Source organism: Streptomyces sp. V4I23 (assembly GCF_030817975.1).
GTDB lineage: Bacteria > Actinomycetota > Actinomycetes > Streptomycetales > Streptomycetaceae > Streptomyces.
Genome location: NZ_JAUSZW010000004.1, coordinates 6716252 through 6742070, shown reverse-complemented (window position 1 = coordinate 6742070; position 25819 = coordinate 6716252). Strand labels below are relative to the sequence as shown.

General features: G+C 69.8%; 23 protein-coding genes and 4 pseudogenes. 4 read left to right on the top strand and 23 right to left on the bottom strand.

Annotated elements, in window-relative coordinates; all coding sequences use genetic code 11:
- Window positions 1-47 precede the first annotated feature (47 nt).
- Window positions 48-1262: an ATP-binding protein gene (locus QFZ82_RS32950; RefSeq protein ID WP_307716593.1), complete on the top strand. Its 1215-nt coding sequence runs from the start codon at window positions 48-50 to the stop codon at window positions 1260-1262.
- A 54-nt stretch (window positions 1263-1316) separates the two neighbouring features.
- On the opposite strand, the gene QFZ82_RS32945 is transcribed toward QFZ82_RS32950, so the two are convergent.
- A complete protein-coding gene (locus QFZ82_RS32945; protein ID WP_307716592.1) occupies window positions 1317-1952 on the bottom strand; it encodes a response regulator transcription factor in 636 nt (211 codons plus the stop codon).
- A 103-nt stretch (window positions 1953-2055) separates the two neighbouring features.
- Here QFZ82_RS32945 and QFZ82_RS32940 point away from each other — a divergent pair, with 103 nt between their 5' ends.
- Complete coding sequence (locus QFZ82_RS32940; protein ID WP_307716591.1) at window positions 2056-3741, top strand: AMP-binding protein; 1686 nt, start codon at window positions 2056-2058, stop codon at window positions 3739-3741.
- Between the two features lie 80 nt (window positions 3742-3821).
- On the opposite strand, the gene QFZ82_RS32935 is transcribed toward QFZ82_RS32940, so the two are convergent.
- From QFZ82_RS32935 to QFZ82_RS32865, 16 genes and pseudogenes are all read right to left on the bottom strand, one after another.
- The gene (locus QFZ82_RS32935; RefSeq protein WP_307716590.1) at window positions 3822-4061 is read right to left on the bottom strand and encodes a hypothetical protein; all 240 of its coding nucleotides are present in this window, start codon (window positions 4059-4061) and stop codon (window positions 3822-3824) included.
- Window positions 4055-4180 carry a hypothetical protein gene (locus QFZ82_RS39855; protein WP_373429359.1) on the bottom strand — a complete coding sequence of 42 codons (126 nt, stop codon included), beginning with the start codon at window positions 4178-4180 and terminating at the stop codon, window positions 4055-4057. Before QFZ82_RS39855 ends, QFZ82_RS32935 begins: the two co-directional genes overlap by 7 nt.
- A 137-nt stretch (window positions 4181-4317) precedes the next feature.
- Window positions 4318-4632: pseudogene (locus tag QFZ82_RS39850) on the bottom strand (cation acetate symporter); the annotation flags it as partial.
- Between the two features lie 370 nt (window positions 4633-5002).
- A complete protein-coding gene (gene mftE / locus QFZ82_RS32925; RefSeq protein WP_307716589.1) occupies window positions 5003-5677 on the bottom strand; it encodes a mycofactocin biosynthesis peptidyl-dipeptidase MftE in 675 nt (224 codons plus the stop codon).
- Window positions 5674-7029 (bottom strand): mycofactocin biosynthesis glycosyltransferase MftF, encoded by a 1356-nt coding sequence (gene mftF / locus QFZ82_RS32920; RefSeq protein ID WP_307716588.1) that lies wholly within the window; start codon window positions 7027-7029, stop codon window positions 5674-5676. Before mftF ends, mftE begins: the two co-directional genes overlap by 4 nt.
- Window positions 7026-7811, bottom strand: a complete 786-nt coding sequence (locus QFZ82_RS32915) for a mycofactocin-coupled SDR family oxidoreductase (RefSeq protein WP_307716587.1) — start codon at window positions 7809-7811, stop codon at window positions 7026-7028. Before QFZ82_RS32915 ends, mftF begins: the two co-directional genes overlap by 4 nt.
- A 310-nt stretch (window positions 7812-8121) precedes the next feature.
- A complete protein-coding gene (locus QFZ82_RS32910) occupies window positions 8122-9483 on the bottom strand; it encodes an SGNH/GDSL hydrolase family protein (RefSeq protein ID WP_307716586.1) in 1362 nt (453 codons plus the stop codon).
- Between the two features lie 298 nt (window positions 9484-9781).
- Complete coding sequence (mftD, locus tag QFZ82_RS32905) at window positions 9782-10948, bottom strand: pre-mycofactocin synthase MftD (protein WP_307716585.1); 1167 nt, start codon at window positions 10946-10948, stop codon at window positions 9782-9784.
- A gap of 49 nt (window positions 10949-10997) precedes the next feature.
- A complete protein-coding gene (mftC, locus tag QFZ82_RS32900; protein WP_307716584.1) occupies window positions 10998-12188 on the bottom strand; it encodes a mycofactocin radical SAM maturase in 1191 nt (396 codons plus the stop codon).
- A gap of 27 nt (window positions 12189-12215) precedes the next feature.
- Complete coding sequence (gene mftB / locus QFZ82_RS32895) at window positions 12216-12479, bottom strand: mycofactocin biosynthesis chaperone MftB (protein ID WP_307716583.1); 264 nt, start codon at window positions 12477-12479, stop codon at window positions 12216-12218.
- Window positions 12480-12501: 22 nt separating this feature from the next.
- Entirely contained in the window at window positions 12502-12624 is a 123-nt protein-coding gene (mftA, locus tag QFZ82_RS32890; RefSeq protein WP_307716582.1) for a mycofactocin precursor MftA, read from the bottom strand.
- A 77-nt stretch (window positions 12625-12701) separates the two neighbouring features.
- Window positions 12702-13814 carry an NDMA-dependent alcohol dehydrogenase gene (locus tag QFZ82_RS32885; RefSeq protein ID WP_307716581.1) on the bottom strand — a complete coding sequence of 371 codons (1113 nt, stop codon included), beginning with the start codon at window positions 13812-13814 and terminating at the stop codon, window positions 12702-12704.
- 18 nt (window positions 13815-13832) lie between these two features.
- Entirely contained in the window at window positions 13833-15329 is a 1497-nt protein-coding gene (locus QFZ82_RS32880) for an aldehyde dehydrogenase family protein (protein ID WP_307716580.1), read from the bottom strand.
- A gap of 74 nt (window positions 15330-15403) precedes the next feature.
- Window positions 15404-17203 carry a sigma-54-dependent Fis family transcriptional regulator gene (locus tag QFZ82_RS32875; protein WP_307716579.1) on the bottom strand — a complete coding sequence of 600 codons (1800 nt, stop codon included), beginning with the start codon at window positions 17201-17203 and terminating at the stop codon, window positions 15404-15406.
- Window positions 17204-17717: 514 nt separating this feature from the next.
- Window positions 17718-17879 (bottom strand): hypothetical protein, encoded by a 162-nt coding sequence (locus tag QFZ82_RS32870; RefSeq protein WP_307716578.1) that lies wholly within the window; start codon window positions 17877-17879, stop codon window positions 17718-17720.
- 16 nt (window positions 17880-17895) lie between these two features.
- A pseudogene (locus QFZ82_RS32865) lies at window positions 17896-18998 on the bottom strand (helix-turn-helix domain-containing protein).
- Window positions 18999-19152: 154 nt separating this feature from the next.
- Here QFZ82_RS32865 and QFZ82_RS32860 point away from each other — a divergent pair.
- Window positions 19153-19434 (top strand): hypothetical protein, encoded by a 282-nt coding sequence (locus QFZ82_RS32860; protein WP_307716577.1) that lies wholly within the window; start codon window positions 19153-19155, stop codon window positions 19432-19434.
- 32 nt (window positions 19435-19466) lie between these two features.
- Window positions 19467-20347 (top strand): IS5 family transposase gene (locus QFZ82_RS32855; RefSeq protein WP_307717655.1). Its coding sequence is split into 2 segments (ribosomal slippage): window positions 19467-19827 and window positions 19827-20347, totalling 882 coding nucleotides; the frame shifts between segments, so codons are not numbered across the junction.
- 257 nt (window positions 20348-20604) lie between these two features.
- On the opposite strand, the gene QFZ82_RS32850 is transcribed toward QFZ82_RS32855, so the two are convergent.
- The 6 genes and pseudogenes from QFZ82_RS32850 to QFZ82_RS32825 form a co-directional block, all read right to left on the bottom strand.
- On the bottom strand, window positions 20605-21069 hold the full coding sequence (locus QFZ82_RS32850) for a TrmO family methyltransferase (protein WP_373429457.1): 465 nt from the start codon (window positions 21067-21069) through the stop codon (window positions 20605-20607).
- Window positions 21070-22311: 1242 nt separating this feature from the next.
- Window positions 22312-23310, bottom strand: coding sequence for a hypothetical protein (locus tag QFZ82_RS32845; protein ID WP_307717999.1), 999 nt, complete (start codon window positions 23308-23310; stop codon window positions 22312-22314).
- 242 nt (window positions 23311-23552) lie between these two features.
- A pseudogene (locus tag QFZ82_RS32840) lies at window positions 23553-23690 on the bottom strand (hypothetical protein); the annotation flags it as partial.
- A 5-nt stretch (window positions 23691-23695) separates the two neighbouring features.
- Window positions 23696-24165: pseudogene (locus QFZ82_RS32835) on the bottom strand (hypothetical protein).
- Complete coding sequence (locus QFZ82_RS32830; protein WP_307716576.1) at window positions 24162-24644, bottom strand: hypothetical protein; 483 nt, start codon at window positions 24642-24644, stop codon at window positions 24162-24164. The pseudogene QFZ82_RS32835 and the gene QFZ82_RS32830 overlap by 4 nt, the downstream one beginning before the upstream one ends.
- Window positions 24645-24749: 105 nt before the next feature.
- Window positions 24750-25103: an SH3 domain-containing protein gene (locus QFZ82_RS32825; RefSeq protein ID WP_307716575.1), complete on the bottom strand. Its 354-nt coding sequence runs from the start codon at window positions 25101-25103 to the stop codon at window positions 24750-24752.
- Window positions 25104-25819: the final 716 nt, after the last annotated feature.

Genomic DNA, 25819 nt, shown 5'->3' with positions numbered 1-25819 from the left:
CCCGGGCACGACGCGCGTACCATGCCGTTACGAGAAAGGGCGCCGACATGGGCGGCAACAGCGAACGCGAGCAGGAGATCCTGGAGGCGCTCGACGCCCTTCTCCGGCTCGACACGGAGCGGGAGCGCCGGCTCAGCCTGCTCGACACGCACGCGGTGCTGCGCGCGCTCACCGAGCGTATTCGTCATGAGTACGGCTTCGAGGTCTCCCTCGCGGGCCTGGTCGAGGACCGGGACCTGGTCCTGCGGATCTGGTCCGGAACCCGCAACGGCTCCCTGCACGATCTGCCGATCCCGCTGGGTCTTGGTCTTGGCGGCCGTGTGGTGAGCCTGGGCAGACCGGTGGTCGTCGGCGACTACTGCCGCTCCGACCGGATCACCCACGACTTCGACACACAGGTCAACAACGAGGGCGTGGCCAGCATGGTCGGCCTCCCGATCGGCAGCGGAACGACCCGCGGCGTGCTCTACGGCGCGACCCGGAACCGTGCCGAGATCGGTGACAACGCCGTCGACGGCTTGCGGCGGCTCGCCCGTCTCGCGACCCTCGCCGTCGACGTGGCCGACGGTGCGGCCACGCTCGCCGACACTTCGGTCGTCGCGGAGCGACAGCGCATCGCCGAGTCACTGCACGACAGCGTGGGCGCGATGCTGTTCGGGATCGGATCGTCCCTGCGGCAGCTCCAGACCGAGGCCCGCGAGTCGTCGGCCGTCGCCGAACAACTCGCTCGTATCGAGCAGCAGTTGTCGGTCGCTGGAAGTGCCCTGCGTGAGTCGGTCTCGCGGCTGCGTGAGGCGCCGCCCTCCGAACACGATCCAAGCCGCCTGACGGCCGAGCTCGCCGAGTCGGTGCGCAGCTTCGAGCGGCGTACGGGAGTGGCTGCCAGCTTCGTACCGGTCGGCCTCACCCCGCAACTCGACCCGGAGCGTACGTCGCTCCTGGTGCGTACGGTCGGCGAGGCACTGCTCAACGTGGAGAAGCACGCGCCGGCGCGATCGGTGGTGGTGACGCTCGCGTTCTACGACGACCGGGTGAGCGTGGCGGTCATGAACGACGGGGCCGGTTCCACGCCGTCCGACGAGCCGGAGTCCTTCACGGCGGGCACGGGGGCCGGGCTGCCCGGACTCCGCGCGAGGGTGGAGCGCGTGGGCGGCTCACTCCGGCTGAGCCGCGACGAGGACGGCACGACGCTGCGCTGCGACATCCCGCTGCCGCGCCCGTCTCAGGTCTCCCAGGTCCCGGAGCCACCTCCTCGTGCCTGACACGGCGTGGGATCGGATACGCCTGAGCGGTGCGCCGGATCGGCGGGAACACGATCAGAGGAGGTGTTCCTCCCGCGCCCGGCGCACCGCCTCCACGCGGTTACGGGCGCCCAGCTTCTGCATAGCCGTCTGCAGGTATGTCTTCACGGTGTTGCGCGCCAGGCCGAGGTCCTCGGCGATCTCCGGGTTCGTCTTCCCGGTCGCGGCAAGGCGCACGACCTCGTACTCCCGTCTGCTCAGCGACAGTTGGAAGAGCCGGGCCTGGAGCAGCGCGCCGCTCGACCCCTTCAGACGCGGGTCGACGATCCGCACGCCTGCCGCGATGCGCCGCAGCTGCTCCACCAGATCGGTGTGGGTCACGTCCTTCAGCAGGCATCCGTGGGCCCCGGCCTCCAGCGCGGCCGAGAGGGCCGCGTGGTCCTCGAACGCGGTGAAGATCACGACGCGGCTGGTGCGCGAGGCCGCCAGCATACGCGGGAGCGCCTCACTGCCGAGCATGTCCGGGAGCCGGAGATCGAGCAGGACGATGTCCGGCTGGAGTTGGGCGGTCAGCGCGATTCCCTCTCGGGCTGTTCGGGCGGAGCCCACGACCTCCAGATCGGGGGCGTCGCGGACGAGTGAGCGGACTCCGTCGCACACGACCGGGTGGTCGTCCACCACCAGTACTTTCACGGTCTTTTCAACGGACACGTCTGCCACCTTCGCTAAATTTCCTCTCCACCTGGGGGAACCACAGCGCGGCCGAGGGATGAAATATCGGGGTGACGGTATCGAAACATTGAGGAGATGGGCCATGGGCTCGGTGGATGAATTCCTTTCCGCTCGCGATGTGCTGCTGCGCCACCGCGTCGACTACGACGCCGCCCGCAGCGAGTTCCAGTGGCCGCATCTGACGACCTTCAACTGGGCGCTCGACTACTTCGACCGTATGGCCGAGGGGAACGAAAAGCGCGCCCTGTGGGTCATCGGCGAGGACAGTTCCGAGCAGACCCGTACGTTCGCCGAGATGGCCCGCCGTTCCAGCCAGGTCGCCAACCACCTGCGGTCCCTGGGGCTGCGGCGCGGCGACCGCGTCCTGGTCATGCTGGGAAACGTGCCCGAGCTGTGGGAGGTGATGCTCGGCGCGATCAAGCTTGGCGTCGTGGTGATCCCCGCGACCCTGCTGCTCAGCCCAGAGGACCTCGCCGACCGGCTCGACCGCGGCCAGGTACGGGCCGTGATCGCCGCCGCCGAGGTGACGGAGCGCTTCAAGGGCCTGGCGGGTGCGGAGATCCGCGTCGCGGTCGGCGGTGAGGCCGCCGGCTGGCGGCGGTTCGCCGACGTGGACACCGCCGCGACGGAGTTCACTCCGGACGGTGAAACTCCTGCGGACGATCCGCTGCTGCTCTACTTCACCTCCGGCACGACCTCCAAGCCGAAACTGGTGGAGCACACGCACACCTCGTACCCCGTCGGGCATCTGTCCACGATGTACTGGATCGGCCTCAAGCCGGGCGACGTCCACCTGAACATCTCCTCGCCCGGCTGGGCGAAGCACGCCTGGAGCAGCTTCTTCGCCCCCTGGAACGCCGAGGCCACCAACCTGGTCTTCTCCTACGGGCGCTTCGACGCCACGCAGCTCCTCGACGTGCTGGCGCGGTGCGAGGTCACCACGATGTGCGCGCCGCCGACGGTCTGGCGGATGCTGATCCAGGCCGACCTGGAGAAGTACGACGTCAAGCTGCGCGAGCTGGTCGGCGCCGGCGAGCCGCTCAACCCCGAGGTCATCGAGCAGGTGCGCAGGGCCTGGGACCTGACCATCCGGGACGGGTTCGGGCAGACCGAAACCACCGCTCAGGTCGGCAACAGCCCCGGTCAGACGCTCAAGCCCGGCTCGATGGGCCGGCCGCTGCCCGGGTACCACATCGCACTTCTGGACGCCGAAGGCAACCCGTCGGGCGAGGGTGAGCTGAGCCTCGACCTGGCGCGGCGGCCGCTGGGTCTGATGCGCGGCTACCGGGGCGACGAGGAGCTCACCGCCAAGGCCATGCGCGGCGGGTTCTACCGCACCGGCGACGTCGCGTCGGTGGACGCCGACGGCTACATCACCTACGTCGGCCGCGCCGACGACGTGTTCAAGGCCAGCGACTACCGCATCTCCCCCTTCGAGTTGGAGAGCGTGCTCATCGAGCACCCCGCGGTCGCCGAGGCCGCCGTGGTGCCCTCACCCGACCCGGTGCGCCTCGCGGTGCCCAAGGCGTTCGTCATCCTCGTCGAGGGGCAGGAGCCGAGCGCCGACCTGGCCCGCGACATCCTGCGCTTCACTCGCGACCGGCTCAGCGCTTACAAGCGGATCCGGCGCCTGGAGTTCACCGACCTGCCGAAGACCATCTCCGGCAAGATCCGCCGCGTCGAACTCAGGGCCATGGAGCAGCAGCGGGGCGAGGAGAGAAATCCGGACGAGTACTGGGACACGGACTTCCCGGCCCTGAAGAGCTGACCCGCTCCACACGCCGAGAGCCCGCACGGTCGACGTGACCGGGCGGGCTCTCGGCGTTTCCAGGGCGGCGAACAGCAAGCTCAGTCCTCGTGGGCGCGGGCGCCCGCGACGACACGTACTTCCACCTCGGCGTACGGCGCCCCGCCCCGCTCCCTGGTGTCGAGAACCGAGCCGAGCCACCCCAGCAGGAATCCGACGGGGAGGGAGACGATGGCGGGATTCCGGAGCGGGAACACGGCGAAGGCGAGGCCGGCCAGGAACGTGACGTTGAGGTCCTGGGCGTACAGGGACAGCGTGGTCGCGGTCGTACCGATCAGCACCGCCGCGCCCCGTGCGACGAGGACCTCGCTTTCTCCGAGGCACCCCCGCGCCCGATCACGGTCGCGTGGATGTCGTGCGCCAGAGAGGTCGCCGAGGCGAGGGTGAATCCGGCGACCACGGCAAGGATCGTGGCGAAGGCCACGCAGGAGATGACCGTGAGGAGGAGCGGACGCCTACGGCCTCGGCGAGGAGCAGCGTGGCCGTACTGCCGGAGGGGTGGTCGGCCTTGACGTCCTCCGAGCCCACCAGCGCGGCCGCGGCAAAGCCCAACATCCCGGCCGCGAGGCAGGAGCCGCAGGTCAGCAGGGTCATCCAGGGAACGGATCTGCGGGCGGCGCGGGCGGTGGGCACCGCGCCGCGCCTCATGAGCACATGCGGCAGCCCCGCCGTGCCCAGCGCGAAGGCGAGCTGCAGGCTCAGGGCGTCGAGCTTGCTCAGGCGTCGTCGCCGTAGCGCACGCCGGGGCGGAGGAAGGCCTCGCCGTGGCCGCTGCGGTCGGCCGCGGCGGCGAGGAGACCCCGGGCTGAAGCCGAAGTGCGCCAGGGCCTTGAAGACCAGGAACGCGGTCATGCCCAGGAGCAGAACGGCCTTGACCGTCTGGATCAGCGTCGCCGACCGCATGACCCGGAACACCGGACGGCGCCGCGCCGTGCACAGCTCTTGTAAGACCGGGGGAGGCCTGCCATTCCGTGAAGACAGAATACGACTCCATGCGTTTCATGGTTTCCCGTGATCGGACAGAACCGACAGGGATGGGCAGCGGGGGATCCTCGAAGCGGAAGAACGCGGTCAGCGTCACCACAATGGAGCGAGACGCAGGAAGAATTGACTGTCAGTCGTGATTTCTCTCATGGCCGTCGGCCCCCGCGAGAGGCCGATTCTGCGGCCCGTAGAAACCGGCTGAGACCTCCAGATGGAGATGCCGGGTACCGGCTCCTGTTCAGAAGTCCCGGTCGAAGGCGGCAACCAGCTCGTACTCCCATGCCTCAAGGACCTTCAGGCCTTCTCGTCGGCTTGCGCCCGCAGGGTCCCCCAGCACTCCGTTCGGACTCACGGCGGCCACGCCACCGACACGCAGCATGGGCATCAGCTCGGACAGCGCACCCCTGGCTCCGGGCTCGGCCTCGGTGAGGCGGACCGCCTCGGGGCGCAGGGCCAGCAGAGCCGAGGTCTCGGTCCGGCCGGCGTGGCTGTCCTCGGGTGGCCCGGACGGCGACCATGCGTGGACACGGCGGCCCTCGGACCGCAGCACAGTGACCGACCTGCGCAGGGGTACGGCGTTGCCACCGTGGCCGGAGACGAACAGGACACCGGCGAACGCGTCGGCGGACCGCCCCAGTTCAACGATCAGCAACTCGGTGGCCCGTTGTCCGATGGACAGGGTGCCGGGGAATCGGGCGTGCTCGCCGCTCGAGCCGTACGGCACGGCGGGCGCGAGCACCACGCTGGGCCGCGCCTTCGCCAGCCGCTCGCAGAGCGCGACGGCCACCTCGCTGTCAACCGTGAACGGCAGGTGCGGACCGTGTTGTTCGGTGGCCCCGAGCGGAATGACCAGGACGCTGCGCGCCGCGATCACGGCGACGTCGCGCCACGTCAGCTCTGCCAGCCGCTTCACCCCTCCGCCCCTCCGCGCCCGGGCCACGACAGGTCGGGCAGGAGCGGCCCGAATTCGCGGTCGCGCAGCGCACCCCACCACACTCCGGCCCCGTACGCCAGGTCGTCGGCGACGGCCGCCGTCCACCAGCGCGCCGGGTCGAGTGCGTCGCCCCGTCCCCGCAGCCGCGAGACGGCCGCGAGACCGAGCGCGATCCTCCCGGCCCGGCTGGACGCCAGCACGGGGACGGCCACCGGCCACCAGATCCGGACGACCGCGTCAGCGAGCCACCGTCCCGCGCCGAGATGCCCGAGCAGGGCAAGCCGCAGCGACTCGGTCGCCGGTACACCGGCGGGAGCCAGCTTGCGCGGCATCAGCGCGGCCGTGGCGACCGCGACGCCGAGCCCGGTGCGGGGCAGGCCCGCGGCTGCGGCCGTCCAGGCCAGCGCGGTCCACGGGGAGAGCCGTACCGGCGCGACCGCCCGGCCGTGGCGCCCGGCCAGGGGTGCCGCCGACGTCCCATATCCGAAACGCTGTCTCAGCAGGGCGGGCCAGGTGGCGCGCGGGGTGTGCAGGACGTGGGACTGCGGCTCGTACCGCACCCGGTGGCCCGCAGCGACGAGCCGCCAGATCAGATCCACGTCCTCGCCGAAGCGCATGCCTTCGTCGAATCCGCCGTGTTCCCGGAGCACGGGTGTGCGGATCACCAGAGCGGCGGAGGGGAGGTAGCCGACGCGGCTCCCGGGGCGCACCTCTGCCGGCAGCGGTCCGAGGTCCAGCGGGGAGCGTTCACGTTCATAGCGGGCGAGCGCCGTGCGGCCGGGGCTGCTGCGCACGCGGGGGGCGACGACGGCGACCTCGGGGTCCGCGAAGTGGGCCAACAGCGGTTCCAGCCAGCCCGGTTGGGGCAGGACGTCCGCGTCCAGGAAGGCGATGAACTCCGTATCGGCGAGCGCGGCCCCGGCGTTGCGCGCCGCGGCCGGTCCCCGTGCCGTCGTGTGACGGACGGCCGCCCCGGCGATCGGTGACGCGGACCCGTCGTCGACCACGGTCACCGCCGCCACAGCCGTGTCGTGCAGCGCTCTCCGCACAGCGGCCGGGCCGTCTGCGTGGTCGCGGACCGGGACCACCACGGTGACGTCCTGGGCGGAGTATCTCGCCTGCTCGGGGCGGGGGTGGGCAAGTCCCGCCTGTACGAGCCGTGCGGCGAGCCGCCGGGGCCCCGGAGCGTTCCCCACCGCCTCCCCGGCCAGCCACCCGGCGACCAGCCGGGCGCCCTCGGACGACAGGCGCAGGACCCGCAGCGGCGAGCCGCCGATCAGTACCCGTCCGCTCGCGACGGTGCGGAGGCCCGGGTCGGGGATGAGCCTCATGCGGTGAATCCTCCGTCGGCGTGAATGACCGTGCCGGTGACCGCCGAGGAGTGCGGTCCGCACAGCCAGCAGACCGCGGCGGCCACCTCCTCGGGTTCCAGGAGGCGTTCGGTGAGTTGGTGCTCGGCGAACTCGGCGGGATCGGTCAGGCCGTACAGGTCCGCGGTCGCTTGGAGCATGACCGTGCGCGTCGAGCCGGGTGACACGGCGGTCGCGGTGACTCCGGTGCCTCGGAGGTCGGCCGCAAGTCCCCGGACCAGACCCAGAACGGCATGTTTGGCGGAGTTGTAGCCGGCCAGGTGCCACAGTCCGCGGTGGGCGGCGGCCGAGGCCAGGGCGACGAACCGTCCCGAGCGCGGCTGCGGGCGGGCCAGCAGCTCCGGTACGGCGGTCCGGGCGAGGTTGAACACCCCGCGCACTCCGACGTCGAACAGCGCCTCCCACTCGGGGTCGGTGGTCTCCCACAGCGGTCGGCCGCCCGCGATGACGGCCGCCGCCGCGACGGCCGCGTCCAGCCCGCCGAACTGCCCGCGGGCCAGCGCCACCGCGTCGGCCATCGCCTGCGGGTCCCGGACGTCGGCGACCACCTCGATCACCGAGCCGGGCCATCGCCGCGCGACAGCCGTCAGCTCCTTCTTGGTGGCCAGCGGATAGGACACACCGGGGATGTCGGCGCAGACGTCCACGGCGACGACCCGCCAGCCCTCGGCCGCGAGTTGGTCGACCACGGCCGTGCCGATGCCGCGGGCCGCACCGGTGACCAGGGCCACCCGCCCGGTCATCGGGCCACCTCGCCACAGCACCGCCGGGAGAGGCGTGCCGGCACGGTACCGGCAGTCACGGCACCCACCAGCGGCCCGGCGGTCACGCACGCGTGGGTGACCCGCGCTTCGGTAAGAAGCAGCCCTGGCTCGTGATGCTTCTCCCCGGCCTGGCCTGGCCGTGGGCAATGGCTGCGCATCTGCACGGTCATGGCCTGCCGCACCCTTCCCTGCTGTCTCAGGCTGTTCCCAGCCGGTCGGCTGATTCCCACGCGCGTTGCCGGCGCCTGATCTTCGTCGGGTGCCAGCAACAATTTCCTTACACCTCCGATCAGGATCCGCTGATCCGTCGGAGGAATTCGAGCGGGATGCTGTCGGCCATCGCCTGATAGCCGGCGTCGTTGGGATGCAGGCTGTCGCCCGAGTCGTACCGCAGCGCGAAATGCTCCGGAAACAGTGGATCCTTGACGACCTGGTCGAAATCGATCACGCCGTCGAAAACGGTACGACCGGTGGTGCGGAGCCACTGGTTGACGGCATTGCGCTTGGCATTGGCGTCTGGCGTGGAGTAGAAGCCGTAGGGTGCCGGCTTGAGCAGGTCGCCGGCTGGGGTCATCGTGCCTATGAAGATCGGCAACCCGCGGGCGTGCACGGCTGCGGCCACCTGCTGATACCCGCGGATCACCTCGTCGGCGGTCGCCGCGGGCAGTTGCCCCACGGCGGTGCCGAAGTCGTTGATCCCCTGCAGGTAGATCACGCCGGCCACGTTGGGGTGGCTGAACACCTGGGAGTCGAGCCGGTCGAGAATCTTCGGTCCGATCCCGTCGCGGACCACTCGCGAGCCGCTGATCGCCTCGCCGACCACGGAGACGTTGTTCGTCCGCGGGTCGGCGAGCAGGCGCCGCGCCAGGGCGTCGGGGTAGCGCCTGTTCGTGTCGCCCGAGGAGTAGAACCCGTCGGTGATCGAGTCGCCGAGGGTTACCAGCGTCCTGGGCTGGTGGCCGGGGCTGGGCGTGGCCGCGACCTGGATACCGGTGGCCCAGTAGTAGGCGGTGGTGGCCGTCGCCGTGAAGGGCGTGCTCGTGTCCCCGTGCGGCAGGAACCCGAAGCCGGTCGAACTGTCCGCCTGGTTGCCGCTCGCGGTGTAGAACGTCTGCTGGGCGTTGCCGTGCACCGTCGCGGGCCCGCTCGGCCCGGGCACGTAGATACTCAGCACGACCGACTGCAGTGGCGCGACGGCGAGATCCACCGGATCACTGAGCACGTTCCGGCCCACCGGGATTGTCAGCGCACGCGCGCCGCCGAAGGTCACCGGCCGGGTGGTACTCGGGGCGACGTCCGCGCCCCGGTCGCCTGCGCGCAGTCCGACGCTCACGGCACCGAAATGCACCGGCTGCGTGCCGAACTCGTTTGACAGCTGGATCCGCAGCGCGCCTCCGCCGAAGTGCAGGTACATCACCTGGCGGACCGTCTGGTCGTCGAACGCCGCCGGCGGTGGCACCAGCTGCTGCGCTGCCAGCGTGTACTCGTATCCGCTGAAGGTCTCGGCGCCGCTCCCGCTCACGGTCGACGGTCCCTGTGGGGCAGCCGACCAGGCCGTCACCCAGCGCGGCGACGGCGTCGCCCAGACCGGTGACCAGGAGCCCAGCAGCAGCGAGGCGACGGCGAGCGTTGCCGTGACGAACAGGCGCACCCCGACTGGCGGGCGCACGGAGCGCTTGGACCTCTCGCCGGGCCTTCGACCGCGATTGAGTCTGTTCTCGAACACCACGCTAGCCCTTCTGCAATCCCAATGTGCCGGCCTGAATATGTTGGTTTGCGATTAACCTGAATCTTTCGCCGGGTAATGGCCTGTCGTGCGGCCATGGCGGTGGCTGTTGCGCGACCTGCTTGTCAGCCGGAGTGTCGCCGGGCTTCCACGCGCCGGTGATGTTGTTCGTAGCGCCGCCACCCTCGCCCACTGCCTCGGCCGCCGCGCCCGCTCTGGCTGGTCAGGCCAGTGCCCGGGAGAATCCCGGCGGAACGAGGACGTCGTCGGGCGTCAGCTCGTGGATGGAAGAGCGCCCCAACCCCAACAGCGCCGAGTCGATGCCGCCGCGCAGGATGTCGAGCACGTTCTCCACCCCGGCCTGCCCGTTCGCGGCGAGACCCCACAGGTACGCCCGCCCGATCATCACGGCCCTCGCACCGAGTGCCAGCGCCTTGACCACGTCGCTGCCGCGGCGGATGCCGCTGTCGAGCAGGATCTCGACCTGGTCGCCCACGGCCTCGGCGATGGCGGGCAGAGCGCGGACCGGCGCCGGGGTGGTGTCCAGGTTGTTGCCGCCGTGGTTGGACACGGAGATCGCGGTGACGCCCGCGTCCACCGCCCGACGGGCGTCGTCGACCCGGATGATGCCCTTGAGCAGGAAGGGGCCGTTCCACTGCTCGCGCAGCCACGCGATGTCCTCCCAGCTGGGAGGCGGCGTCTGCATCCACTCACCGTAAGCCCCGAAGAAGGTGGGCGTGTCCTGGCCCGGTTCCGCGAGGTTCGGTGCCGTCAGGTCGGGAAGGCGCCCGCTCCTGGCGAAGTCCAGCAGCCACCGCGGACGGGTCAAGCCCTCGGGGGCGAACCGCAGCATCGCCTTGAGGTCCAGACGCTCGGGGATGTTGGGGCTGCCCCAGTCCCGGCCGTGCGAGAAGGACCAGTCCAGGGTGACGATCAGTCCCTTCGCCCTGCCGTCGCGGGCGTACTCCATACGGCGCAGCATGGAATCCCGGCTCCCCATCCAGTACATCTGGAAGAACGTCTGCGGGTTCGCGGTGGTAACTTCGTCCAACGGCTTGCTGGCGAAGGAACTGAGCCCGATCGCCGTGCCCCGGGCCGCCGCCGCGCGGGCCACCGCCACCTCACCGTCAGGATGCACCGCCTGGACTCCCGTCGGGGAGATGAGCACGGGCAGCGAGATCTCCTGGGCCATGACCTTGGTCGCCAGGGCACGCTTGGCCGACAGGCCGGCGATGTGCGGCGCGAAGCCGAGCTGCTCGAAGGCGTCGGTGTTGTCGCGGTAGGAGACGCCTTTCTCGGAGCCGGCCAGCAGGGCGCTGTAGACGGATTTCGGCAGTCTCCGCTCGGCTCGTCGCTGGGCCTCGGCCACCGTTTCGAACCATCCGCTCATGATCATCCTCTCTCGTGGTACCGGTACCGTCGCTTGGTCATACGACCGCTCAGCGCATTCCCGTGCCGGTCAGCGGGCTCTCGTCGCAGAAGCGGTCCGGACGGCTGGTCCTCAGGACCGGCATGCCGAGTGCCACCGGTTGGGCGCGCAGCGGCCCGGTGTGCGAGTGGTCGACGGAGGGACGGGGAGCTTCGGAGCGGTCCGCGGACCGCAGGGCCGCGCCGCCGTGGCCCTTGACGCACTCCGGGTCGGGGCCGTCCAGCGGCAGGCCGGTGAAGAACTTCGCGGCCATGCAGCCTCCCTGGCAGGCGTCGTACGCCGGGCAGGCCGAGCAGGTGCCGCCGCTGTGCGGTTCACGCAGCTGCGCGAACAGCTCGGACTCGCGCCACACGCTCGCGAAGCCCGCCTCCCGTACGTTGCCCGCCAGGAACTGCTCGTGTATGGCGAACGGGCAGGCGTACACGTCGCCCACCGGGTCGATCAGGCAGACCACCCGGCCGGCCCCGCACAGGTTGAGCCCTGGCAGCGGCGCGTCGCCGAGCGCGTTCAGGTGGAAGAACGAGTCCCCGGTGAGCACCTTCTCACCGCGTGCCACCAGCCAGTCGTAGAGCTGGAGCTGCTGCTCGGGCAACGGGTGCAGCTCGTCCCAGGTGTCCGCGCCCCGGCCGGACGGGCGCAGCCGGGTGATCCGCAGCTGGGCGCCGTAGTAGTCGGCGATTTCGGCGAAGCAGTCGAGCTGGGCGATGTTGTGACGGGTCATCACCACACTGATCTTGAACTCGCCGAAGCCGGCCTCGGCGAGGTTCTCCATCGCCCGCACCGCGGTCGCGTACGAACCGGGGCCGCGCACCGCGTCGTTGACCGTGGCTGTGGCACCATCCAGGGAGATCTGCACGTCCACGTAGTCGCTCGCCGCCAGCCGCCGGGCGCGGGCCGGGGTGATCCGCACGCCGTTGGTGGAGAACTTCACCCCGACGTTGTGGTCCACCGCGTAGTCGACCAGCTCGAAGAAGTCGGGGCGGACGGTCGGCTCGCCGCCGCCGATGTTCACGTAGAACACCTGCATCCGCTGCAACTCGTCGATGACGGAACGGCATTCTGCCGTGTCCAGCTCGCGCGGGTCGCGCCGTCCCGAGGAGGACAGGCAGTGCACGCAGGCCAGGTTGCAGGCGTAGGTCAGTTCCCACGTCAGACAGATCGGCGAGGCCAGGCCGTTCTTGAAGTGCTCAATGAGTTTCATCGGTGCTGCTCCAGCAGGGGTGTGGGGTCAGCGGGGCTCGATGGTCCCCGCGTCGGCGAGCGCGTCCAGTGCGGCGAGGTAGACGCCGTGCTCTGCGGTCGGGATCAGGGAGGCTGTCAGAGCCGTACGGATGTCCGCGTACTCGTCGAGGGTGGTCACCAGCTCGACCAGGGCCGGCGTCTTCAGGAAGGACAGGCGCCGCGTGCCGAAGTGGTAGGCGAGCGCGCCGAAGGTCTCCGGGCGCAGCGCGACGCTGGGCGAGCACCGGTAGGGCCGGTCCGGGTCGAGCATGGTCTTCACTCCTGGTCAGGTGTCAGTAGACGCCGCACATACCGTCGATGGAGACGTCCTCGACGAGGAGGTCCTCCTGCACGTCCGGCTCGGCACTGTCGTGGGCGTTGACGGTGGCGTTGATCGTGTCCTGCGATTCGTTCACAGCTGGGTCCTTCGTCTCTTCGACCGGGAATGGGCCCTGGGGCGCCGCCGCACCGACGACGCCCCAGGGCAGACGGGTCAGTGCTCGTGCACCAGCACGCCGCGGATGTTCTTGCCGTCGACCAGGTCCTGGTAGCCCTGGTTGACCTCGTCGAGCGCGTAGCGCCGCGTCACCAGTTCGTCCAGCTTGAGCTGGCCGTTCTGGTACAGGCCCAACAGCTTCTTGATGTCGTACTGCGGGTTGCAGCTGCCGAAAAGGGTGCCCTTGATGGTCTTCTCCCAGAGGGTGAGCACCGCGCCGGACACGTGGATGGTGGCCTTGGCCGGGTCGGCGAGACCGGTGACCACGACCGTGCCGCCCTTGCCGATGATGTCGAAGGCCGCCGAGACGACCTCCTCGGTGACCGTGCCGACCAGGATCAGGGCCTGGTCGGCGCCCTGCCCCGAGGTCAGTTCGCTGACGGCCTGCTGCGCCTCCTCGGCGGTGGCAAAGGCGTGGGTGGCACCCATCTTCATCGCCGTGTCCCGCTTGAAGCCGACCGGGTCGACCACCACGATGCGCTTGGCGCCGGCAATCGCCGACGCCTGTACGGTGTTGATGCCCAGGCCGCCGACACCGTAGATCACCACGGTGTCTCCGGGGCGGATGTTGCCGGCGTTGGTCGCCGTGCCCCAGCCGGTGGGAACGCCGCAGCCGACGAGGACTGCCGTCTCCAGCGGAAGGCTCGGGTCGACTTTGACGACGGAGTGCTCGGAGATCACCCCGTACTGGGAGAACGAGCCGAGCATGCACATCGCCCCGTGATCGACACCGTCCTTGTGGAAGCGGAAGGTGCCGTCGGGCATGCTGCCCTCAAGGATGGTGGCACCCATGTCGCACAGGTTCTGCCGGCCGGTGGAACAGTACCGGCAATGCCCGCAGTTGGGAATGAAGCTGCACACGACGTGGTCGCCGGCCCTGACCTTGGTGACGCCGGGGCCGACCCGCTCGATGACGCCGGCACCCTCGTGGCCGCCGACGATCGGAAAGCGGGGCGGCAGGTCGCCGTCGCTCAGGTGCAGGTCGGAGTGGCACAGCCCAGCGGCGACGAAGCGGATGAGCACCTCGCCGGTCTTGGGCTCGTCGAGGTCGAGCTCGACGATCTCGAAGGGCTTGCCGATCTCGGTGAGGACTGCGGCTCTGGTCTTCACGGTTCTCTCTCCTCCTGACTACAGCTGGATGTTGACGGCCTTGGTCTGCGTGTACTGGTCGAGCGCGGCAGCCCCGAGTTCACGGCCCCAGCCGGACTGCTTGTAACCGCCGAAGGGCAGGGCGGTGTCGAACGCGTTGTAGCAGTTGACCCAGACGGTGCCGGCCTGGAGCTCGCGCGCGACGCGGTGGGCCTTGGAGACGTCCTGCGTCCAGACCGCCGCGGCGAGGCCGTACGGCGAGTCGTTGGCTTCCGGAATGGCGCCGCGTGAGGCGTTGAACGGCGCGGCCACCACGACCGGGCCGAAGATCTCCTCGCGTACGACGCTCATCTCGGGCCGGACGTCGACCAGTACGGTCGGTTCGACGAAGTACCCCTGGTCGCCGACCTGGTTGCCGCCGGTGAGGGCGCGGGCGCCGTCGGCCAGGCCCTGGCGGACGTAGCCGGTGACCCGGTCCAGCTGCTCCTGGGAGACCAGGGGGCCGAGCTGGGTGGCTGGGTCGAGGCCCGGGCCGATCTTCACGCTGCTGGCGAAGTCCGCGACGGCCCGGGTGAACTCGGCGAAGATGGCGTCCTCCACATAGAGGCGGGTCCCGGCCACACAGCACTGGCCGTGGTTGAACAGCCAGGCGTTGGCCGTGCCGGCGACAGCGAGTTCCAGGTCGGCGTCCGCATACACGATCTGCGGGCTCTTGCCGCCCAGTTCGAGGGAGACCTTCTTCAGGTTGCCCTTCGCCGCCTCCACGATCTTCTTGCCTACCTCGGTGGACCCCGTGAACGCCACCTTGTCGACGTCGTCGTGGGCGGCCAGGGCGGCGCCCGCGTCGCCGAAGCCGGTCACGATGTTGACCACGCCGGGCGGGAGGATCTCCTGGATCACCTCGCCCAGCAGCAGCGCGGTGAGCGGGGTCTGCTCGGCGGGCTTGAGGACGACGGTGTTGCCGGCCGCCAGCGCCGCGGGGATCTTGAACGCTGCCATGAGCAGCGGGAAGTTCCACGGAATGATCTGAGCGCACACTCCGACCGGCTCGCGCAGCGTGTAGGCGTGGAACTCCCCGCCCGGTACCCACGGCACCGACACCGGGACGGTCCGGCCCTCGATCTTGGTGGCCCAGCCCGCGTAGTAGTGGAACAGGTCAGCCGACCAGGCCACGTCCACGCCCTGTGCCACCGCCGCCGACTTACCGTTGTCCAGCGCCTCCAGCTGCGCGAACTCCTCGGCGCGCTCCAGCAGGCGGTCGCCGATCCGCCAGATGAGCCGCTGCCGCTCGGACGGCGTCATCCGACGCCACGGGCCGTCCTCGAAGGCGGTACGGGCGGCGGCCACGGCACGGTCCACGTCGGCGGCTCCGGCGCGGGCGACGTCCGTGATCCGAGCCCCGGTGGACGGATCGTACGTCGTGAAGGTCTCTCCGCTCAGCGCGGGCGTCCATTCCCCGCCGATGAGGAGCCGCTTCTCCGCCGAAAGGAAGTCCTGTACCGACTTCAGCAGGGGAAGTGGGGCGATGTCTGTCACACGAGCCTCCAAGAAGGGAGTGAGACCCCCGCGCGGGGAGGGGACGCGGGGGGTGACAGGAAATATGAGCCAGTTCACCTGGCCGTAACTGTCCCAATCTGAGACACCGGACCGGTCTGAGAACCCGGAGGGGTCGGGAAACCCGGCGCGGCCGGATAGCCGGATCCCGTCTGCGGGGCGGGTCCGGCGATCGCCTCGTCGTCGATGCCCAGTGCCCGCAACCGGCGGTAGAGCGTCGCCCGGCTCATCCCGAGCCGGCGCGCGGCGTGCACTTTGTTGTCCGCGCAGGCGCGCAGCGCGGCGACGATCGTGTCGTACTCGGCCTCCTGCATCAGGCCGAGCCTGCGCAGGCGGGTCCCCCGGCGGTGGGTTTCCGGCAGGTCCCGCGGGGTGACGTCGCCCGCTGTGCGGTGCTCCAGGACGTGGCGCAGCACCGCTTCGAGTTCGTGCAGGTTGCCCGGCCACGCCTGCGCGGCGAGAGCCTCCAGGGTCCGTGGGGTGAACCGCGGCCGCCCCTGGGGACACAGCCGCCGGGCGACCGCGTTCACAAGGGCCGGTAGCTCCTCACGCCGGGCCCGCAGCGGTGCCAGCTCGATACGGGTGAGGCACTGAGCGGCAAGCGCCGCGTGGTCGGCGGTGAGCGAGTCGATGGGCGCGCTGGTCAGGACGATCCAAGCGGTGCGATGGCGCAGCAGCCGCGCGACCTGGGACGTCAGCGCCGGTGGCAACAGCTGGACGTCCTCGACGACGACCAGACCCGGGTGGCCCGAGGCGAGCCGTTCCAGCCGGTCCGCCCAGCTCTCCGCGGTGAGGAGCGACAGCTCGACGGCGTCGAGTCGGGCGACGGGGTGTTCCCCGGCCAACTCGACCGCCGCCGTGGTCCGTCCCGTGCCTGGCTCCCCGCTGATGAGCACGGGTGTCCGCACCATCCGGCGCCGCTCTCCCTCATCGGCCCGCGCCCGTGCCGCCGGATGCATGGGGGCCGACTTGCGCGGCACGGGCGACCGGGGCTTGTCGCGCGGGTCGATCTTCATGAGCACGCCGCCCGTCCCGGGCACGGCCTCCAGAGCGACCGATACGGTACGACCCGACGTCAGTACGAGGTCGCGACGCGGGAGCCTGGGGTGGGGCGGCAGGTCGGCGGCGAGGCCGTGCAGGACCGCGTGATCGGCGGGATCGAGCAGTTCCATGGCTGCCTTGCTGGCCATCACGACTCCCTCCCCGATGACCACCACCGGCCGTCGCCCGCCAGCCGACGCCGTCTGATAGGCGGCCAGCATGCGCTGCTCGGCCTCGCGGGCGCCGTGAAGCAGGCGCTGCTCCACGTCGTGGGCGGCGCGCCTCAGGAACGGGCCGAGGAGCGGGCTGGCCAGCGCGGCCGGACAACTGATGTCGAGCACCCCCTCCAGACGGCCCGTCACGCGGCTGAACACGGGGTGCCCGTAACAGGAGAAGCGCTTGAGGCCTTCGATGTAGTGCTCCGCCCCCAGCACCGAGACACCGCGCCGCAGCTCGAAGACGGTGGCAATAGAGTTGGTGCCGGTGGTCTCCTCAAGGAACTGGCTGCCCACCGCGATCCCTGCCGTGTCGAACGACGACTCCAGCCGCCGCTCTCCGAATCGCCGGTCCACGATGCACGCCCTGCTGTCGGCGAGCAGCGTGCCGAACGCGTCACCGTCCAGCTCCCGGGCCATCGGGTCGAGCACCGGCGCGGCCGCCACCAGCAGACGGCTGCGCCGGTCGATGTCGACGGCGGGCGACAGATCCAGCGCGGCATCCGGCCGCAGGCCGCTCAGCAGCGACCGTCTCCAGGACGCGGAGATCTCCGGCCTCAGATCCGTCGTGGTGATGAAGGAGTCGTCCGGGACCCGCATCGTCTCTCCCCTCGGCGGCGGAAAGTGCCAGTGCACTCACTCGGGCGGGAATCCGCCACCCCCAAAAGGAGGGAACGCCACGGCGACCGCCGCCCAGGCCAGATCTGCGATGCCCCGGAGCTCTCGCGGCACCACTCGGAGCGCCTTCCCGGCGAATCGGCTGGGGAGAGTCTTGGGGGAATGATTCCGCGCCAGGGAGTGCGTGGGGAGTATCGGCTGCACCGAGCAGCAGCACACCGAAGGACCTGGAAAGCTGCATCACCCCGGTCAGAGGCCTTTAGCTGGCCGTCTCCGCTTCTCAGTCACTGGCGATTGCCTCGACTCCGCGGGCCAACTGCTTCCGCATCCTTGCCCACACGCCGAAACCCCTGGTGGGCGCCCCGAGGGCCGCCAACCAGAATCCACGACGACACCCGCAAGGCGAGCCACCTCGGGAGCCGGTCGGGGCCGATACTGACCGTTTGCTTACCCGAACCCGGTCGCCGCGACCCTGACCTGCGCAAGTACCCAGACGCTAGGTGTTGTGGTCGGGCTGTTGCCGCCGGTGAACACGAGAGTGGGACGAGATCGTGACTGCCGAGCTTGGACGCACGTCGTGATGCATCTGGTGGAAGTCCCAGACCAGCTTGGCGTTGCTGATCTGTTCCTCGGTGATGGCCAGCTGGGTGTCGGTCACTCGCTCGCCTCCCTGGTCACCGCCGTGTGGGGCGGGCTGCCCCGTCGGCCGTCCTCCGGATGTCCGTGATGCTGCGGAGCTGGTGGCTCAACCCGTACTGGGCCGCCCCCCTGGCGCGTCGTCGAGGACGTGTAGCCCATCATCCAGGGTGGCGGGATCGGAGAGCATGATGCGGCCATATGCGGTGTCCAGGCGTACCCGTTGCATTGGGCGATTCCGTGACGCCTGTACTGCGGGCAAGGTCGATGAGGCGAAGGGCGGCATCGAGGTTCCCGGAACCGCGGTGAGCGAGGGCCAGCTTCTGTTGCGCGACCGAGTCCTCCTGCTCGGAGAGGTCCTCGAAGGCATGGACCGCTGTTTCCATCACGTTGACCGCATAGTCGTGGTTGCCGTCCTTGCTCAGGGCCGTGCCCACCTACAGACAGGCGCGGGCACGGTCACGATGGGACAGCCGATCGTCGGCCGCAAGGTCCTCGTACTGGCGCGCCGCTGTCTCAAGTTCGCCGACCGTCTCCGTGACGACGGCTAGGGAGAGATCAAGCTGAGCTACGCGCCGCGGGATTTCCAACTGCGTGTATAGCGATCGAGCGTTGGCGTATGAGTACTGGGCCGAGAGAGGGCCGACGACTGCCCCTTGGTCTCGCCGCAGGTCTCCCTGCATCGCGTGGACCGGGCCAGCAGGGACAAGCCCCGTTCATCTAGTTCCGAGGCTTTGTAGCGAGAGGTCCAGCGGTGCAGCAGTGATTCCGCGAAGGGGAAGTTCTGGCGGGAGAGGGCCACGACTGCACGTTCCAGGTCGTCTGCCCAGGTCTCGTAGTCCCAGGCTCTCGGGCGGGGAATGGTGACGCGCCCGGCCACTTCCCCGGAGGTGCCTCCCTCAGCGAGTTTGGCGAGCTCTGTTTCGAAACGCACGTGGGTCGCCGCGTTCGTCTGGGTGAGCGCTGTATCCAAGATGGCCTGGCTCTCCGTATTGGGTCGCCTCTTGGCCAGAAACTTCTCCCAGTTGCTAACGGTATTGACCGAGACGCCCAGCTTTTCGGCGAAGGCGCGCACGCTCAAGCGGAGAGCCTTCCGGAGGGCGAGCGCCTCCAGGCCGGTCCATTCATGAACGGTCGCCACGTGCCACTCCCTTCCGTCGCCATCGAAGCACGCGGTGTCGCGCCAGGTGGACGGAAGTGGGACAGAAGTGGGACGGCCGTGGATTCCCCGACCACCCGGCCGGCATCAGGCTCGGAGTGCCCCTCCGACGACGGCTCGATGGACGGTCATGATCATGGAACCCCTCACGGAACAGCGGCACGTCCCCGGTCCGCTCGTGTTCGGCTTCCTGCGCCTGGTGCGTGTGTCGCGCGCTTGTCAGCTGGCCCTGACGAGAGCGATCACCGAATACTGCCGTCGTCACGAGCTGACGCTGGCCGGCGTCTACATGGAGCGTGGCTCCTCCACGCCGTCCGCGTTCGTGGGCATGCTCGATGCCCTCACGGCCACTCAGTCCTATGGGGTCGTACTTCCCACCCCGTCGCACCTAGGTTCTGTCCGGCGGATCACTGATTGAGTGGTGTCGTCCTCGTGGACGTTTCCATGGACATGGGACGAGGCGATCTGACGAATACGGAGTGGACTCGTCTGAAGCCGCATCTGCCCGCGACGGGGCAGCGGGGCGGGCGTTGGACGAGCCACCGCAAGGTGATCAACGGGGTTCTCTTCCGCCTGCGGACGGGTGTTCCGTGGCGGGATCTGCCGCCGCGGTTCGGCAGTTGGAAGACTGTCTACGAGCGGCACAGACGCTGGTCGGCGGACGGCACCTGGGACAGGATCCTCCAGGCCGTGCAGACCGACGCCGACGCGGACGGCCGGATCGACTGGAGCATGGTGAGCGTGGACTCGACCTCCTGCCGCGCTCACCAGCACGCCGCCGGGGCCCGCAGGAAAGCGCCGCGCATCCCGAAAAAAGATCAACGCCCCGGCAGCACCGCCCCGACGAGGGACTCGGACGATCACGGGGCGGGCTGACCTGCAAGATCCACCTGGCGGGTGAAGGCGGACGCCGCCCACTGGCCTTGCTGATCACACCGGGCCAGTGGGGCGACGCCCCGCAACTCATCCCGGTTCTCGAACGCATCCGCGTCGCCCGTCCCAACGGTGGGCACCCACGCACCCGGCCGGACCACCTCGGTGGCGACAAGGCGTACTCCTCCCGCCGCAACCGCCGCTACCTGCGACGACGGCACATCAAGCACACCATCCCCGAGCCGAAAGACCAGCGGGCCAACCGCCAACGCCGCGGCAGCAAAGGGGGCCGGCCCACTGGCTTCGACACCACGCTCTATAAGCGCCGCAACGAAGTCGAGCGGACGATCAACCGGCTCAAGAACTTCCGGGCCGTAGCCACGAGATACGACAAGCGCGCCTACGTCTTCCACGGCACCGTCACCCTGGCAGCCATCCGGTTATGGCTCCGGACATGATCCGCCGGACAGAACCTAGGCCCCAAGGCCATGGCGGCTGAACGGCGCAGTCAGCTAACCGAAGCCGGCGCCCATCTATTGCTGATCCGCAGTGAGCAAACGGCTCCACCAGGTGCAGCCGCGCCGCCCCTCGCCGCCGGAGGCACCGAGTGATGAGTGCCTCCCGGTACGACCTTGCGCGACAGCAGCCCTTGGCTCCCGCTCAGGCGGCCACGTCCCGTCGCGCCGCCAGTCTCGGTTCCGGAGGATGCCCCGAGTCAGCGTTCGGCGGCGTCCCTCCAGTAGTCCTTCAGCATCTCACCTGGCCACGTGGGCTGGGTGACGGTGCCGCGCGGCAGGAACTCTTCGAAGACCGCCACCAGGTCCACCACCAGGGTGCCGTCGTCGGCGTCGAGGTCGGTGACGTGCAGGTCCCGTCCGTCGACGCGGAGCAGCCTGGGGAACGAAGTCGCGAGGCGGGCCGGACGCCGGTGGTTGTGGTGCACGAAGGTTCCCGTGGCCGGCCAGTCCGGGTTGTCCCGCGGGCTGCGCGCGTGGAGAGCGACGTCCTCGGGGGAACCGAAGTTGAAGAACCAGGTGACCTGGAGATGGGAGAACTCCTCGATCCCCTGCGGCGTCTCCTCCGAGTACTCCGGGCGCAGCCGAATGATCGACTCCACACCGCCCTTAATGTCGTTGTGGGTGTGGCGCGAGTGCGCCACGGGATGCCGGCGGCGCTCCAGGGCCGTTTGCCGGATGCGGTCGGTGTCCACACCCGGTCGGCCCGGGGTGGCATGCCGGGCGGCGGGGAAGCCATGCGACCAGGCCCAAAGGCGCACATCGCCGGCCCGGACCCCAACGCCCCAGCGCCCCAGCCGGTGGTTGAGCACCGCGAAGGCCGCAGACGTCCCGCCGTGGCGACGCGACAGCTCCGTGAGAGACAGCAGGAGCAGATACAGGCGGAGCGGCGACCGCATGAGGCGGGACTCGTCGGCGCCGGCGCCGAGCAGATCTGCGACCTCGTCGGGCAGGTGCTCCAGCGCCGTGATCATGTGCTCCCGCTCGGGGCCGCGCCGGGGCTTGGACTCCTCCACCAGGACGACACGCTCGTCTTCCCGGGCGCCCTCCGGGTGAAAGTGCGCCGCAGGCCACGCGGCGATCGTGCCGAAGTTCTCCTGGGTCAGCGCGGTCAGCAGAAGACAGAACGCGGTCGCCTCCGGCCTGGTCAGACACAAGCTCGCGGCCAAGTAACGAAAGCCGCCAGCGCGCAGCACCGCCTTCGTGTGGTTGCCCTTACCTCCGGGCTCACGCGGTAGGTCGCCGGTGCGGTCGAAGATGTCCAAGAGGGCTCCGCGTTCTGCTTCCTGTCGGCTGAGTGTGGGATCACCACCGCGCCACCGCGCCAGCAGGCGCTGACCGGCCTCGATCCGCTCCCGCGCCAAGCGGATGTCTCGCCGCGCCGCCGTCGTGATCGCCTGCCAGTCGTCGTCCGTGTAGGCCCCGGGGCGGATCACCTCGGGCTCCTTCACCCGAACGTCGAAGAGGGCCTGACGGGCGTCCTCCGGGAGCTCCGGATCGTTCCGCAACACGGAACGCAGCTCCTTGAAGGCAGAATGCTGACGCTTCGGCTGCTCGTCGTAATGCTCCACAAACGCGCGGATGTGCGTACCCGCCAGCTCCTCCGGGCGAGTTGGCACCGGCTGCTGCCCGCTCAGGACACGCGCGAATCCGCGCAGCGCCCCAAAGTAAGTCTCGGCTGCGGTGAGCCGCTTGACCGGGGTGCGTGCCGTGCCGATCCGGCGGCTGAGACACCTGGCCAGCCACTGCTGCAGCTCGGGGGCCGCAGATGGAGAAGTCGTACGTCTTGGACTGCTCTCCCGATTCCACCACGAACCGAACCAGTGTGCCGCCCGCCTCCGGAACGAGGCCGCGCTGCGGCGGCTGCCACGAGCCCGAAGGCATACTCGCCCGCCGTCCGCCCCTGCTCACCGAGCGCCCTCCGCCGCCAGGACCACCCCGGTGGCGGCCACGGCCGTGCGGACGAGCGACTCCATCGCCCGCTGCTCGTCCTCGTCGAGCAGCGCCATCAGATAGTCGACATGGAGACCGGTGAAGGGCGCCAGGTAATGATCGCGGGTGGTGTCCGGGTGGCTGTGGCCCAACAAGATCGACAGGGCGTACCAGACATCGCCGAACTGATCACGAAGGTCCTTGAGCTGCTCATCGGTGAAGCCGTCCAGGTGGGGCTGCCACACCATGGACAGCACCAGGTACCAGCGCAAGGCGAACGAATGCCGGAGCATGTGGGCGCGAGCCCATACGGGGCACTGGGCCCGGCGCCGTTCGCGCTCCTCCGGCGTCAGCTCTTCCGCTGAAAGGTCGGCCCACAGATCGGCGATGCGCTCGTTGGCATCCCGGAAGGTGTCCTCCCAGCCGCCGACCTTCTTCGGCAGGCCGTCGTGAGAGAGCCACACGGCGAGCGGCTCCAGGCCGTTGGGCGTCATGCGGAACAGGCGAAGACGCTCGTCGGGGCCGAGGACATCCAAGGAGAGCGGCACCGAAGCCCCGGACGCCGTCTGGATGTGCAGCTCCCGCGTGCGGGCACTGTAGCCCGTCATGATCCGCGCCCCGGGCAACCGGTCGTAGCGACCGGCCCGCTGGGCGCGGCGGATCACCTCCGCCCGCGATCCTTCCACCGCATCCATGTACGAGGCCACGGTGGACAGCGCGCGGCGCGGAATCCGGTAGTAACGGCCCTCATCCGGGGCACCCTTGATGCACGCGGCGGCCAGCCACGCTTTCGGATAGCGCCCTCGCTCACCGAACGGCAGCTCGACGTCGAGGATGCTGGCCCACTCCTGAAGCCGGAGTCCCGTGCCGTACAGGCTGTCGACGAAGGCGACGTCCGGTCCTCGTTGTACCCGCGCCAGCCCGGACGGCGCAGGCCGTCGAACCCGTAGCCACGCAGACCGATGTTGCGCCACTGCTCGTAGCCGCTACGGAGCAGCCACTTCACCTGGCGCCGACGGCTGGCCGCCGGCCGCAGCGGATCACGCCCGTTCCTGGCCGGGGGAATCCCGGACCGGTCGAACACCGCGGTGGGCTTCGGGGAGGGGACTTGGCGAGGAACGGCGGCTACCGGGTTGATCGTCCGATAGCGAGGGCCGGCCCAGGTGTAGAAGCAGTTGAGCGCCGCGCGGTCGGTGTCGAAGCTCATGCCCTTGACCCGTTCGTCGTTGCGGACGTCGGTGAGCCGCCAGTCCTTGTACGCCTCAACATCAGCGAGCGTCGCCTCGTCCCAGCGGCGGCCGAAGATGTGGAGGAACGTCAACCAGACCGCCAGTGAGTAGGCGTACCGCCGCATCGTCTTCACCGACGCGCCCGCCATCGTGCCGGTCGGCGGGCCCTTGCCGCCCCGGCACGCGCGGGGGCCGGGGCGGCAAGGGACGGGGCAGGGCGGCGGCGACCACCGGCTGCGCCGTACGGACGGGGCGGGACTGCTGGTCGGGGGGTGGCATGGTGCGCAGCAGCTCGCCGAGCGCGGCGCGGTAGCCGTGGCGGGCATCGAGCGCCGCCTCCAGCCACTGCGCGTCGAAGCGGAGGTTACCGACTGACAGCTCGCCCATGTCCCGGTCGGGTGCCATCGCCTCGTGCACGCGGTCGCGGACGCGGGCGACCTGCTCCTCGGCCAAGGCGAGGAAGGAGCGCAGCTCCAGGGCGCGGGTCAGCGCGGGAGGGGCGTCAGGTCCGGTAGCCGTCGCGTACAGATCGGCGACCGGGGCGCCGAAGACCTCCTGCAGCTGGCCGTCTGCGGTGCTGGACTTGAGCGGGACGCTCACAGCACGGCCCTTCCCGCTCGCGGCACCGACACCGGCGCAAGTGCGGGGCGGTGCGGAGCGCTGGTCGGCACCGCCGGGCCCTTGCGGGCTCCGCGATTGAGACGGGCAAGGCGTTCGGCAGCGAGGCCCTTCTTCCCCGGAGCCTCCGGATCGAGAAGCCACCGCACGACCAGGGCCCGGCCGTCGCGTGCCGTGACGGCCGCGTTGACGCGCTGGGCGAGGCCCATCGTCGGGTCGTCGACCTCACCGGGCTGTGTCTCCAGCGCGGCGAGGAGGTCGTCCTCCGCTCGGTCGAGCACAGACTGGGAGTCGACGAGAAGGCCATGCCACTTGACGACCTCGGTGGCGTCAGGATTCGCGGCCGGCTCGAGGGCGACTGCGGCCCTCAACTGATCCATGCCCATATCGAAGTGGGCTTCGATCCGTTCGGTGAGCACACCCACGGCATCCTCAGTGCCATCGGGTATGTCGTCGGACAAGGGGAACTCCTTCCGGAAGGCGACACCTGGAACTTCAGGGGCAGGGAATTGACGAACGGTCCGGCAACTCGGCTATCAGGTAGGCGGGTTACTGCTGCGCGCCTGTCAGCTGAGGCACATGCGGACGTCTCGGTAGACGTACGTGCCGGAGACCCAGCCCTTTACGCCGGTCGTCCTATCCGTGATGTAGAGCCAGTTACCGCTCTTCTTGTGCACGGTGAACTTGTGACTGCGGTAGAGCACCCCGACCACGGTGGACTTCGTGGTGGCCTTGGACCGGACGGTCACAGCCTTCGTGTGGACCTCGTACGGAAGCGGCGGGAGAGAGGAGCAGCTACTCATCGGGACGGCAGTCGCCGCGGTGGCGACGGGGGCCGCATTCGCGGCGGTGGCGGACAGCAACGGCAGAGCGAGTGCGCCGAGCATCGCGGCGGATATGGCAATTCGGGTGGAGCACATGCGGAAGAAACCTCCATGAAGTATAGGGATTTCGTGGAAGGGCACCGGGGCTTTGGCCCGGCTGCTGTATAAGAGTCCGGAGAATCGCCGGTTTGGCTAACCGGCGATCGTCGGCTATGTTTCGCCGCGCCGGTCGGCCCCGGCATTCAGCGTGAGCGGCCGGGCGGGCGTGGAGCGGGGGCCTTCGGCATGGCAGCCGGGCGGGTGAATGACGCTGCCGGGCGGACCGGCGAGAGGGGGCCAGCCTCGCCTGTGACCGGTCGTCGCATCCGTGTGCCGGAGGCGGTGGCCACGGACATCCGGCCGGTGAGGAGGTGCTCGTGGAGCTTGGCGCCGCCGGCGATGGCCAGCAGAGCCGCCTGGTCTGCGGCCGGAATCGGCTGCCGGACGCCCGGGGGGTGTGCTGCGAGTGGCCGTCTCGATCGGCTTCAGGGCGGCAACAACGGCGGCTTCGGCCGCATCGCGGATCGCGGCGGCTTCCTCCATGAGTCCCGCAGCCCTCTTCATTGGCGCCAATGCGGGGACTCCACGAATGTGGGACTCATCCGCGCCTGATCACCGGTCTGCGGCCCGCAGTTCGTCAGTGCAGGTGGTATGAACGGGGCCCGGCCCTCGGTGAGTCGGCTGAATCGGGTGCGGTCGAACCGGGCGGTCATACACCATGCCTGGCGCGCCGCGCGAGCAACTGGACAAAAAGGATTAGGCGGCTGGGGTGC

Excerpts from the sequence above, each read along its gene's own strand:
- QFZ82_RS32860 (WP_307716577.1), top strand. The coding sequence starts at position 19,153 with ATGGAACCCCTCACGGAACAGCGGCACGTCCCCGGTCCGCTCGTGTTC.
- mftD (WP_307716585.1), bottom strand. The coding sequence starts at position 10,948 with ATGAGCGGATGGTTCGAAACGGTGGCCGAGGCCCAGCGACGAGCCGAG.
- mftB (WP_307716583.1), bottom strand. The coding sequence starts at position 12,479 with ATGCTCGACCCGGACCGGCCCTACCGGTGCTCGCCCAGCGTCGCGCTG.
- QFZ82_RS32915 (WP_307716587.1), bottom strand. The coding sequence starts at position 7,811 with ATGACCGGGCGGGTGGCCCTGGTCACCGGTGCGGCCCGCGGCATCGGC.
- QFZ82_RS32950 (WP_307716593.1), top strand. The coding sequence starts at position 48 with ATGGGCGGCAACAGCGAACGCGAGCAGGAGATCCTGGAGGCGCTCGAC.
- mftF (WP_307716588.1), bottom strand. The coding sequence starts at position 7,029 with ATGAGGCTCATCCCCGACCCGGGCCTCCGCACCGTCGCGAGCGGACGG.
- QFZ82_RS32875 (WP_307716579.1), bottom strand. The coding sequence starts at position 17,203 with ATGCGGGTCCCGGACGACTCCTTCATCACCACGACGGATCTGAGGCCG.
- QFZ82_RS32825 (WP_307716575.1), bottom strand. The coding sequence starts at position 25,103 with ATGTGCTCCACCCGAATTGCCATATCCGCCGCGATGCTCGGCGCACTC.
- mftC (WP_307716584.1), bottom strand. The coding sequence starts at position 12,188 with ATGAAACTCATTGAGCACTTCAAGAACGGCCTGGCCTCGCCGATCTGT.
- QFZ82_RS32940 (WP_307716591.1), top strand. The coding sequence starts at position 2,056 with ATGGGCTCGGTGGATGAATTCCTTTCCGCTCGCGATGTGCTGCTGCGC.